Below are 12,493 nucleotides of genomic sequence, written 5' to 3'. Positions count from 1 at the left end.
AGCGCTTCCACTTAAAAACTCCGGATCTCTGTCCAAACAAACGGCGCCACCTCTATTCTCGGTGCGGGTGCCGGCGCATCGCCTCGATGTCGATTCCCTGGAGCAGCCAGTGCAACGGTTCGACCGTCAGCATAGCCACTGTCGCCTCGCGTGGCCAGGCAAACCGGTCCGCCTCCAATCGCTTCAACAATAGCCAGAAGCCGTTGCGATCCCACCCGAGAATCTTGATACGATCGGCCCGCTGGTTACGGAACACAAATACAGCCGATGCAAACGGATCCAGCCCGAGCGCCTGCTCGACCAGCAGTGCCAGGCCGTTGATGTTCTTACGGAAGTCCACTGCGTCGCGATGCAGATACACCCGCAGCCCAGCGTCGAGGCGGAACATCAATGGCCTCCACTCAGGGCTTCGATCATTGCCTTTACGAGCCCAACGTCTCGCTCGCTGCATTCCAGCTCGAGCGATACACCGTTGGGCAGCTTTGCGCTCAACAGCGCCAGCGGTTGCGCTCGCCGCGGTGGCGGATCGCCAGACACCACAACCTGTGCGGGTGTCTTGATTGGCCGCGAATCTAGAACCTCCTCGACAACCGGCACGAATGCCGGCAACGCACCTTGCGCCTGCGCTGAATCTCGGATCCCGAATCCATTTGCGCAACTGGTTAGCGTTGATGCCCGCCTTGAGAGCCGTGCCTGAAACCGATGCTCCCGATTGAAGACAGAACTCAATCAGACGCCGCTTGGCCGCTGGCTCGTAGTCTCGCTTCCCATTGGAGCGGACTCGCACCGCCTGCAGCGGAAATAGGTCAATCTCGTCTTGGATCATGCTTGCGTCCGCAAAGTCTTTGCGGACGCAAGCCTGCCAACGTTCAGCCTCCAATACCAGACGTCGTCAATTGAGCGCTTACTTAGAAGGCCTCGCCAAGTATGGTGCGTTAGCTAGTATCTGGCTGTCCAAGCCCAAAGTTCTTACGCAGATTATCTACTGACGGATGCCACGTGCGCTTTGCGACCGCAGGTTGTTTCTAAGGAGGGCAGGATGAAGGGTGCAATATTCGCATCAAGTGTGCTCAACGAGGCATCGGAATATCCCCAAGGCGCCAGTCTTCTTGTCGGCGGCGCTTGACTATCACATGCTACCATCGAAGCGCTGAACTGCTGATTCTAGGTGAGGCGTTTGGATAGGCTCAGCCATCAATCCGACTTTTTTGGGCGGGACCCTCCGTGAAGACTTCCCGCCGCCGCAGCGTGCTAGCCTTTGTCGGCCCGCGCAGCGTTACTAGACGGCTGCAGGGCAGAGGACGATGCGAGTGAGGCCGCGAGGTTCACGTTGTTCTCGGTGATGTTGCCCACCTGCTTGGCTGTTCGCTGCATCGCATCGAGAAAGCTTGTTGTAGCGGTCAGAGCCGACTTCCAGGCGGCCATGGCAGTTCCCGAGCCAGAAGGAGCGACACGCTCGACCGCATCAATATAGTCCTGCATTACGCGCTTGCTCTGTTCATATTGGGCTTCGACCACCGTCGCAAGGTCGGCACGCGTCTCCGCGGCTATCTCGAGCCCTTGCCGGCAGTATGCTTGAGCCTTTTCGGCCAGCGGTAGCAAAATCCTGGCTTCCATCACCGGTAGGTCGCCATCGTTTTTGGCTTCAAATGCCTTGCGCGTGCACGCCTGGGTTTCAGCTAACGTCCATTTCATCGTCTGTAAGTTCAGTTCCGCAACCTTGTGAAATCCCTCGAGCGTTCTACTGGTAAGCCCGTACAGGATCTCAACACCCGCTTTTTGCGCTGCTGCAATCGCTTCTATGTCTGACGTAGGCATGACAAAGCCCCTGGAAATGTGCCCCAGTTGTCCCAACGAGGGCTTTCACAAGAAATTGTCCGTACAGTTCGATACAAGGATAGCTCGGATAGATGTCTACGAGACTTTCGACCAGGGCGCTCCAGCGTGTCGAGGTCTTGGGCATCCACCCCTTCCGAATGATGGGCGATAAATGGCACGGTCTCAAGAGGACTCAGGCGCCACAATTTTGGCAGACCCGATTCTGCGCACAAGCACACACTAGACAATCCCCCTATTGGCATGGTCCGTTGGAATACGGCCTCCCTCCTTGAGTGCATTTCCTTATACGGAAGTCATGACTCTTCCCTCAGTGTTTGAATAGTGAGCGCGGCGTCCATGGTTCGCTGCATGCCGATCCAGATCGTCTTGGCGCCGGGCTCGCCATCGTTCTTCCGCCCAAGGAACCCGCCCAGGGAAGCAACCAACCGAATCATCTGATTGAGTGTGACCGGTGTCTTCGGGCAAGCTTTCTTGGAGAGCACGTATGCCCCCCGAATCTCGTCGGCATCGAAGAACAGCGACGCATCCAGATCCGGACAGGTTCTGCCCAACCGCATCAGGCGGGCAATGCGCCATGCCACCACCATATACAACGCCAAGGCCCGCTCCACACGATCCATGTGCGATAGCTGTAGCGCCTCGACCTTGCAGCCGGTCTTCAGGACATGGAAGAACATCTCGATCTCCCACCTTGCCCGATACCATTCAACAAGTTCGTTGACCGCATCAGCGTCCTGCGCTTCTCGGTTCGTCACCAATCGCCAAACCACTGGCTTGACGCCTGCGGGCGCTTCGATCTCCCTTGCCGCCACACAGGTGAACTCCGCTCCGACCAGACCCGGCAGCTTCATACGCTGGGCGCGTAGTTCCTGTTTGACCTCGCGCGCCTTCTGGCCTGCTCGCCCTGGCAAGATAAAGGTGATTTCCCCGAGTACCGGGCTGGCGTCGACGCTATCCCACAACTTGCCGCCCTCGGCCAGGTTGCGGTTGTGTTGGCTGCGGATCAACCAGTCGGCCGGTTGGCCAAGTTCCTGGGCGCGCGCCATCAACTCGGCAATATCACCCTCGCGGTCTGTCACATACACCAGCCGTGTCTGCGGCAATAGCGCGGCTTGCTCCGCAACCCGTTCATATCCTTCAATCCAGCGTACGCTTTCCTTGATCCCGCCCCGGTTGCCATCGGCGTCCTTGGGCTCCCGAGCCCACATCCAGGCATCGATCACCCCCAGCGGCTCGCGGTCAGGCGTCACCGCGTAGGTCGGATGCAAAAACATGCCCCGCTGGGCTTCATAGGTCAACGGACCCAGCCCGTCGATCTCCTGGCCATTAAAGTTCAATTCGGTTGTATCAGCGATGCACAGCACCACCGGAAACTGCGCGGCCCTCGCTGCAGTGCGCTCCCAATGCGGCTGCATTACGTCCCGCCAATCGATCTGCTCATTGCCGAGAAACCGATATGCCGCGATGGTTTGCGACCAGTCATCGCATGCGCCGGGGATGCTCGCCGTCGGCAGAGCCGCAAACCGCTTGAGCAGCTCCTTGGCGCGCCGATCCCGCCGCGGATCACCAAGATCCAGACTCTCGAATTCCTCGTCCACCCATGCCCCCGACTCGTTGCTCATTGCTGCGCGAAAATCCGAGAGTAAACGCGAGTCTGGCGAAGTTAACAACCCCCTTACCTCGAAATTCCCGGGACTTCAAGCTCCAAGCCTCGCCGCGGAGACGGTCCTACTTCCGTATAAGGGGATGCCTACCACCTCGTGCGCATGCGCTCGCTGGGACAAATCCGTCCGCAGTTGCAGTAATCGCGCTAATGAGGCCGGAATGGGCGCCAAAACGCGGAAAAAGCCGAGGCAGTGACGTCCGGCTTCCGGATTGTGAAAAACAGCGCTCCCCGCCTTGCGGGGAAAAACTCATCGCTAGCGCGATGAGTACTTCAGCAGCCTGCTAGGTGTAGTCGCGAATCTCTTTGAGATTCTTGCAGCTAGCATCTGGCGCTGCTCGCTTACTGGGGATGGAAGAATGTCGGCATCGCTCTCCATAGCTTGAGAGAGTCTCGCCTTAAATTCAGGGTTGTTACTACCCAAGGGTGAGGCGCCGCTGCAAGATGACATGTCAAGATAGATCTTGCCATCGATATCCTCCGCCATCGAGCCCCAGGCGGATTTAAAAATGATGGAAGAGCGGATTTCGCGCTCCCATTCAGCCAAATGGCCAGTGGATCCAGAACAGGACATTTAGTTTTCCTTTTCGGCGAGTGACAGCGCCATTCGTTTTGCGTTGGCCATTATGGTATGCGTGGGATGGCTATTTCCGGCGAAATTCATAACGGAGCCATCCATAACATAGATGTTCGTTAGCCCGTGAATCTTGCCGCAGTGATCCACGACTGATGTCTTTGGAAAAGAACCCGCACGCATGGTGCCGTGTAGATGTGAACTGCCTTTGCCTCGCGAGAAAGGCATTCGTTCGATACAGGATGCGCCTAAGCGGCGGAGAGTGTCTTCAGCCCGGTTGGCGAGAAAACTGATTCGTGCCCTATCATTTTCTGAGTTTTTATACGCTATACGGATGTAAGGAATGCCGTGTGGGTCGATGGCGCTGTCAAGCATTACACGGTTGTGTGACCATGGTTCCTCACCAGCGATATAGTGAAGTCGCACGCGACCGATGTTTTCCCCTGGCGAATCCAAATTTGCCTCGTAGATTAACCCCCCAAATCTGCATGGCACGCCAGGGTGCTCATAGAAGTCGTCCGTATACACAGTCGCATGCGGGCCCCAATGCGCAGGAAGCGCGGCTGGATTCTTCACGTAGCCAACGGAGTACCCGCTTATCTTGAATGAGAGGCCGCGCCCTACGAGGTCAGAATCATTTCCAATGCCTGTAGGTGCATGTCGGCTCTTCGAGCGAAGCATTAAAGCCGCCGACTGAATTGCATTTGCACACACAATGACCGCTTTAACGGGGATACGAATCCGCTGCGAGGAAAGCGGCACATAGCACTCAAGGGCTTCTGCGTGGCAGTCGCTTCGGAGCTCGATCGAATTGACAAAGCATCCGTACAGCACCGAAATCGATCCTGGGAAAGCGGAATCGTCTAAAACACTCTTAGCTAGGATGTTGGCCTTTGCATTCGTAGGGCAGACTAGGTGGTTGCAAGAGGAGCATTCAATGCATCCATTGGTGGTTTTGGGTGGCCGGATCGCCAGCGGAACACTCTTTGGCGTGATTCCAAGTTCTCGCATCGCATTGGATATAAGTAGACCTCTTTGGCTTGCTGGATAGGGCTGAAATCCGTACGTACCGCTAATCTCTAAGAGACTTTCGATTTCGGAATAAAAAGGTTCGAGGTCCAGAAGTGAAATGGGCCAATCTATCTCCATGTCAGTCCTAAGGTATTGGGATGCCGAGAGATCTGCTTGACGGTATCTGAACATGATAGCGTTGTAAAATTGCATTCCTCCCCCAACGGCACATGCTGTCCATGGATTTCCATCGGCGCGACCGTGTGGAGATGTTCGTGCCTTACTATAGGTTGCTTGGTTGGGGGCGTATAGCGCACCTGGGGATACCAAGGCTCCATATTCGAGGAGGGCTACGTGGAAACCTTTTTCCGCAAGTGTTCGGGCAGCAATTGAGCCTGAAGCGCCTGAGCCTACGATAACAACATCGAAGCTTGTGTAATCGCGAGATGCGGTCGCCGCAATGTGTTTGATGTCTGTCATGTGCAATTCTGTCCTTTTTGGGAAGGGATGTTAGCGCGGGCCAGTCGCCGTTGCGCGCGACAGACCTAAGCAATTCTTTGGTACGTTCCACGTAGTGTGGGATGGCAATGCCTGCCAATTTGGTGGCCGGGTGGCGATAGCTAACGTGGAAGCCATCATGAGTGCGTATGAACCAAAAGAACACCTCATCAGGATCAGTGCAGCGGCTACGGAAGACGGCAGTTCCCCAGGTGTTCCAATTGCTCGCACCAGGCGTATGGCGAAGGTCCATGTACGACACCATGAAAGGGTCGCGCAGGGGCTGGCCGAGGAGTTCGGCCACACGGGGCAGCGGAATTCGCGCGATATTCCTCAAGCCGTCTAGCCCTGCTACGGCCGAACGCACCACCTCACCGAAAGAGTCTGTTTGCTTGATGGAGAAGGCCACGGGCCCCATACCAACATACCATCCTATGGAAAATTGGAAGTGCTCCGTCTGTGTATTGACGGGTACCATGGTACGGAATACGTTCGAACTGCAGATTTCTTGGCCCGCTTTGGCAAGGCAGGCTAGCAACCCAGCAAACGAGTTGCCCTCAAGTGTGCGGCAGACTCGACTGAAGGAGAGTGCGTCAGATGCGTTGAGAAGTTCTGTGTATCCGCTTGGCTGATCGGCGGGGCTTTCGGTCGCCTCGCTTACTGAGGCAGGGAACTGAGGTAGCCGGCCGCCGCTCTCGCTGAGAAAGGTCCGCCAGCGCGCTATAGATTCGTGTTCAGCGTTCAACGCACCGGCGGCGCTCCGTTCAGCCTCTGCGAAATCCAAGTAGCTTGGCGGCCGTTCGGGAAGAATGGACGCAGCCGTCCTCTGTGAGGACGCGTGTGCTGACGCATACAGTAGTTGAATCTCATACGTAGTATGGAGAATGGAGTAGCAGTCCATTAGGGTGTGGTCTGCGGCGACATAGACGGTGGTTGCTTGTGGACGGCTCACTGTGGCCCAAAGATAGCTAGGCCAGCCTATAGCGAGAACCTCGCTGTCGAACAGATTCTCCAGATATCGTGACAATTTACGTCCATCTGTGAAGTCCGCAGCCGCACTGCGGCGGATTCTCACGGCATCGGCCGGTAGCGTCGTGCGAATAAATCGTTCGCCAGGCGGAAGCGGAAGGGCCACGATGAACTGGCTACGGAGGGCTTCGTGGCGGGTTACCCAGGCACGCAAAGCTTCGGTGAAAGCAACTGCATTGAATTCACCCGGGAGATCGAACATGCAGGCCAGCCAAGACGGCTGCAAGGGACCGTTGCCAGCTGTCTCAAGTGCATACGTGATGTGGGCTTCCTGGACGTAGGAGGGCAGCCGACCGTCGGCTGTCCAATTGGGATTGGACACATGCGGTGCGCAGGGCCGCCAAATGGTGAGGTGGCCCGGAGATAGGATGACCGATAGCATGTCGGCGAACTTCGTGATGAGGCCTGTGTTGGCCGCGAGAAGTAATGGAGGTAGCCGTTCTTAAGTGTCTGCCCCCACGAACTGCGGTGTACACACGGATTGCAGAGGGGATGCCCAGATCCACCCAGCGGCTCCGGCAATGAGGGCTCCGCTAAGCAGTAACGTCGCGCGGGCGCCGAGCCATGTTCCACAGGCGCCGCCTAACACGGCTCCGACTGGAGCAAGGGCCGCACTATGGTCCGGATGCTTGCGTTTACACGGCCGTGCAGTTGCGGCGGAGCCAAGGCGTAGCGGATTGGTGCCTGATGGACGCTGTAGACCTGCTTGCCGATCCACAATACAAATTGCGACAGTCCCAATGCAAGCCATCCTGGCACTTCGAGCAGCGGGGTTAGCATTGCGCCAACGGCACTGGTGAGGAGCGCTGCTATTAACACGCGACCCAAGCCTAACGTTCGAGCAAAAGGACGTGCAAGCAAAGTACCGATAACACTTCCGATTGCAGCGATGCCTGAGACGGTCCCGATCGTTGTGGCGTTCAGCCCTAAGCCCTCGGTTAGATACAGCAGAAAGACGGCGGAGTAGGCACTGTACCAAAATATGGGAGTACCGGTAGCAAAGGTGATTGCGCGGAGTTTGGGAGTACGTAACACGAATAGCGCGCCCTCTGCAGCTTCCGAGAGAACGCGTTCAAGGATGCTCCTAGTGTCGTAGTCACTTGTCATCGACGCGCTTGTTGTCGGCGCTATTATCACGTATGGGAGCAGCGCCGTCACCAGAAGGAACGACGCCGCATCTGCCAGTATCGCGATAGGTGCCGAAAGCGAATAGATCAACCAGCCTGCGAGCGGAGGACCAAGTACCAATGCCGCTGATTGTCCTAGTTCTATCCAGCTCTGAGCCTGTACAAGTTGTTGGGGCGGCACGACAGTTGGCACACATGCCAAAAAGGCCACGTCGGCAATCACCGTAAGCCCGCCCATCAGTGTAGCAACGGTGTAGAGATGGGGCATGCCGACGTAGCCGATAAGCAAAGCAGATACAGGTACTGTGGCCAACGTTAGCGCCATTATCCAATTTGCCGTAATCAGAAGGATTCGATGTGAGAATCGATCGGCGAAGACGCCGGCAAGCGGGCCTAGCGGAAGGTACGGGGCACGTCCACATGCAAGCAAGAAGCCTGTCTCGAGTGATCCTGCTTGGTGTAGTTGGATCGCGGTCAGAGGTAGGGCGATGAGCGTCACTTGGGCGCCGACGCGGGAAACCATCTGGCCTAGGAGAGATAGAAGCTGCCGGGCAAGCGTTGTCGTCGCGTTTGCGTTGCCACTGGAATCACTCCCTGCTCGAGAGAGTCGGCACGGACAGCGTGTAGACGAATTTCCTGCTAAGCGTTCGAACTGCTCAACCTCCTGAGGCGTGAGGTCGCGCACGTACCGCCCAATACATCTGGTGTATAGGGGTTGAGCAGCTGCGTCAGCTGAGGGATGGCCCCAGGGTTTGTCGAAAAGCGCGTGCTCGTGCTCTGCGTGATGCAGAACCCTCTCACTCCATCCCAAGCCCAGGTACTCCAGCATCCGTGCAGCTGTCTCACGCGGGGCGGTGACCAGATCCTCATATCGCACTTGGAGATAGCGACCACTGGGCGCACCCAAGTGTGCCTTGGTGACGACATTTATCCGGCCTTGGACCGCCTCGCCGATAGTCCGATGGTCCCACCCAGAAACCTTTTCATGGGATGCTGCCACGTCGCGGCCATCGCGAATGATGTGGATAAAATGTGCTTGCGGCCAAATGGCGGCATATTTGCAGAGGTTCTGGATCCGTCGCTGAAGCTTTAGACCCCATCGCTTCGCCCCGGTCTGTTGTCGCCGGAACTCGCCGATAGAGTCGATAAGCAGACAGCGATCCTCTAGTGTAGCCAGGACGGTTCCACGCTCCGCAATCACACGCGTCACCAATGTCTTTACGTCGTCTCGGTCCAAGGCCGAACGTTCACACTGCCAGACGAAGTGCACGCCCTCGAACCATTCAGGGTCGATGGCTTCCTTCGTCGTACCGATAACCCGTGGATCCCGACACGCCATCAAGGCGCATACTTCAAGGATATGTGAGCCAAGGTTGATTGGCTCCGTGAAATCGATTTCCGGACCTACGACCAAATCCGGATGCGCGTCGAGCAGAATGCTAAGCAAGGTTGTACCGGAGCGGTCTTCGCCCCCCAAAAGGACAGGGTCAGAACGTAGAGGGACTAAAGTGTGGTCTGGTGAGGAGTTAAACATGGGCCTGGAGGGCAAGAAAGAACATGGCGGCCCAACAATTAGCGCTGCTGTTCATTTGTCAAAACAGTGAGCACTGGGACCAATTGCGGCCGAGTCAACACCATTAGTGCAAGCGCTGTGCCTGGGAGCGGTTTAGAGCAAAACTACACTGCACGCTGGTATGGAGGCCCTTGCTTTCGTTCTGCGCGGTGCAAAGTGCTGTTGAAATTGTTGCAATTTGTCCCCTACTGAACATTGTCCATCTCGCAGGGCGGACTAAAGTTCCGCATCTAAAAATAGACAATTCTATTGCTTGCCTATAGCCCGAGAGTCAGCGGCACACGGGATTTTTATCGGAAGCCGAAGTTTCATGCTGCTAAACCGGTCCTGCGAAGCCGCCGCAGGAATGTATATGGAACGAGGTTACAAATGTCTTGCGCTATTCAGTGCGCTGGGGCTAGCTAGCGCCATGTTGTCCGAGGATCGGACATAGCGACCTGTGTACAGGTTGCCTCCCCACTGTGTGTTGATGTCTATCAATATGCAGCTTTTTTTGGCCGACTCCTGACTGGGCGTGGCATGTACTTTGCATATTCCGATCGAGATGTTTTTGATACTCGAGATGTTTTTGAAAAAACTGAATGCGTTGGTCAGAATGATCATCGATGGCAACATCATGGAGCACGTGTTACTCGGGGTGGTAGTGATTGTTCTTGCCGTCACCCTTGTTGTGCCTATGTGTAAGCCAAGGGGCGCGCGGGGTTCGTGCTTCCGTCTTCCGGGAGTGCCTCCAACCCAACCTCATTACACACTGGTGCTCTGCAGAAAGTCGTTTACGGTCAATGACATAGCGGGTGGGGTTGTAAACTCTTTCGGAATGTCGTTCACTCTTGCAATTTGGGCGGCACATGCAGCGAGAGGCGACGAGTTGGGCAGCGGCGGAATTCAAGGACATTGACTTGGGCGACCAGCGCCTGAACAAGCGGGCGGTGCTGCTAGCGGAGCGGCTCGCAGAGAAGCCGACGGCAAGCATACCCAGCGCATGCGGCGGCTGGGAGGAAACGGCTGCGGCGTACCGCTTCCTGGCTCAGGATGAACTGGACTGGCGCGATATTCTGGCGCCCCACTGGCAGAGTTCAGCCGAGCGGATGCGAGCTTGCGAAGTGGTGCTATGCATCCAAGACACGACGGAGCTGGACTTTAACGGCCAGGCCATCGCAGGCCTGGGACCGCTGTCGTATGAGGCGCAACGTGGGCTATATCTGCACCCGACTTACGCGGTAACGCCAGCGCGCGAACCGCTGGGCGTGCTTGACGCCTACATGTGGGCGCGCGAGCCCAAGGGTGCGGATGGCGTTCGCCCCGGCATCAAGGAAAGTACCATTGGACCGAAGGATATGAGCGGGTTGCCGAACAGGCGACCGCACTGCCTGCCACGCGACTCGTCTATGTGACTGACAGAGAGTCGGACATCATGGCGTTGATGATCAAGGCAAAGGAGTTGGGCCACCCGGCGGATTGGCTACTGCGCTCGCAGCACAATCGCACCTTGCCTGGCGGCGGCAAGCTGTGGGAGCAAGTAACTGCGGGTGAGCCAGTGGGCAGGATTCACTTCACGCTGGCAGCCCGTCAGGCTCAGCCGGCGCGCGCGGTACGGCAGCAGGTGTGGGCGCAACGTGTTGCGTTGCCTGACGCTGCAGGCGGCGTGGTGAGTGCCACTTGTATTGTCGCCCGGGAGGTCGACCCGCCGGCAGGCGTCAAGCCGATTGAATGGCGACTGCTGAGTAATCGCGAGGTGAACGACCTTGACGCGGCCGCGCAGCTTATTGACTGGTACCGCGCGCGTTGGGAGGTGGAATTGTTCTTTCATGTGCTCAAGAACGGCTGTCGAGTCGAGGCGTTGCAACTTGCATCGATGGCACGGCTTGAGCGTGCCTTGGCGCTGTTCATGGTGGTGGCAAGAGGTGGCGGCGGAAATTCGGACAGTCGGTTAACAGGCTGCTGAAGTACTCATCGCGCTAGCGATGAGTTTTTCCCCGCAAGGCGGGGAGCGCTGTTTTTCACAATCCGGAAGCCGGACGTCACTGCCTCGGCTTTTTCCGCGTTTTGGCGCCCATTCCGGCCTCATTAGCGCGATTACTGCAACTGCGGACGGATTTGTCCCAGCGAGCGCATGCGCACGAGGTGGTAGGCGGCCATGCTCAGCACAAACATCTGATCGACTTTCTTCAGACCGCGCACCATCACCTGACGCATGCGCCCCACGGTCTTGACCCACCCGAAGCCCTGTTCGATCAGCTTGCGCTTTTGTTGCGAGACGGCATAACCGGCGCTGGAAGCAATGGCATCAGCAACGGCCGAGCGACGACCCGATGTGTTCTGCGCCACGTGGGGCGTCACCTTCATTTCCAGGCAGGCCTCAATGAACTCGTGCGCGTCATAGCCCTTGTCCGCGCCCACGGTGACTTCCACATTCAGGTCTTCAATCACCTGCCTGGCATCGTTAAGCATGACCTTTGCGGCCTCCCGCTCGGCGTGTCCGTCCGCCTTGGTCACCATGGCGCTAACCACCAGGCCATGGCGGTTGTCGCTCAGGGTATGACCCATGTAGCGCAGCTCACTGGATGTCTTGCCCTTGCGGTAGAGCTTGGCATCGGGATCGGTCTTGGATTCGTGTGTCTCGTTGCTGCGCTTGCGACCTTTGAAGCTGCCGCCGGCGTCATCGTCTTGGTCGTCGCCATCCTTGCGCACGAAGCTCTTGTGGCCTGCCCACGCCTGTATCAGCGTGCCGTCCACGCTGAAGTGCTCACCCGACAGCCAGTTCTTCTTCTGCGCGATGGCCAGCACCTCGTTGAAAAACTGGATCACCGCATCATGCTTGATCAGTCGCTCGCGGTTCTTGGTGAAGACCGTGGGCACCCAAACTGAGTCGTCCATCGACAGCCCGATGAACCAGCGAAACAGCAGGTTGTATTGCGTCTGCTCCATGAGCTGGCGCTCAGAGCGAATGCTGTAGAGCACCTGCAGCAGCATGGCCCGCAGCAACTTCTCCGGCGCGATACTGGGGCGGCCACCCTTGATATCGGCCTCGTACATCTGCGCGAACAGCCGGTCCATCTTCACCAGCGCCTGGTTGGCCATAGTCCGGATCGAGCGCAGCGGATGGGACTGCGGCACGAAATCCTCCAGCCTCCGCATAGTGAACAAGCTTTCCGTGAAGGTATCTGCGCCGCGCATGA

General features: G+C 57.3%; 6 protein-coding genes and 3 pseudogenes. 1 reads left to right on the top strand and 8 read right to left on the bottom strand.

The window, feature by feature from the left end; genetic code table 11:
* Positions 1-52 precede the first annotated feature (52 nt).
* The 7 genes and pseudogenes from tnpB to CBM2586_RS32370 form a co-directional block, all read right to left on the bottom strand.
* Positions 53-388 (bottom strand): IS66 family insertion sequence element accessory protein TnpB, encoded by a 336-nt coding sequence (gene tnpB, locus CBM2586_RS31580; protein WP_012354795.1) that lies wholly within the window; start codon positions 386-388, stop codon positions 53-55.
* A gap of 306 nt (positions 389-694) precedes the next feature.
* Positions 695-826, bottom strand: a pseudogene (locus tag CBM2586_RS32755) (IS66-like element accessory protein TnpA); the annotation flags it as partial.
* Between the two features lie 425 nt (positions 827-1,251).
* On the bottom strand, positions 1,252-1,818 hold the full coding sequence (phaP, locus tag CBM2586_RS31570) for a TIGR01841 family phasin (protein WP_012354794.1): 567 nt from the start codon (positions 1,816-1,818) through the stop codon (positions 1,252-1,254).
* A 314-nt stretch (positions 1,819-2,132) separates the two neighbouring features.
* Positions 2,133-3,461: an IS4 family transposase gene (locus CBM2586_RS31565; RefSeq protein WP_041232870.1), complete on the bottom strand. Its 1,329-nt coding sequence runs from the start codon at positions 3,459-3,461 to the stop codon at positions 2,133-2,135.
* 615 nt (positions 3,462-4,076) lie between these two features.
* Positions 4,077-5,567, bottom strand: a complete 1,491-nt coding sequence (locus CBM2586_RS31560; RefSeq protein WP_012354791.1) for a GMC oxidoreductase — start codon at positions 5,565-5,567, stop codon at positions 4,077-4,079.
* Between the two features lie 319 nt (positions 5,568-5,886).
* Positions 5,887-6,816: pseudogene (locus CBM2586_RS32375) on the bottom strand (condensation domain-containing protein); the annotation flags it as partial.
* A 380-nt stretch (positions 6,817-7,196) separates the two neighbouring features.
* Positions 7,197-9,275, bottom strand: a complete 2,079-nt coding sequence (locus CBM2586_RS32370; RefSeq protein ID WP_012354789.1) for an MFS transporter — start codon at positions 9,273-9,275, stop codon at positions 7,197-7,199.
* 887 nt (positions 9,276-10,162) lie between these two features.
* Here CBM2586_RS32370 and CBM2586_RS31540 point away from each other — a divergent pair.
* Positions 10,163-11,214, top strand: a pseudogene (locus CBM2586_RS31540) (IS4 family transposase); the annotation flags it as partial.
* A gap of 176 nt (positions 11,215-11,390) precedes the next feature.
* On the opposite strand, the gene CBM2586_RS31535 reads toward CBM2586_RS31540, so the two are convergent.
* A complete protein-coding gene (locus CBM2586_RS31535; RefSeq protein WP_012354598.1) occupies positions 11,391-12,491 on the bottom strand; it encodes an IS5 family transposase in 1,101 nt (366 codons plus the stop codon).
* Between the last annotated feature and the right edge of the window lie 2 nt (positions 12,492-12,493).

The organism is Cupriavidus taiwanensis (assembly GCF_900250115.1).
GTDB lineage: Bacteria > Pseudomonadota > Gammaproteobacteria > Burkholderiales > Burkholderiaceae > Cupriavidus > Cupriavidus taiwanensis_B.
The sequence above is the reverse complement of the archived record's forward strand: the minus strand, read 5'-3'. Positions and strand labels throughout refer to the sequence as shown.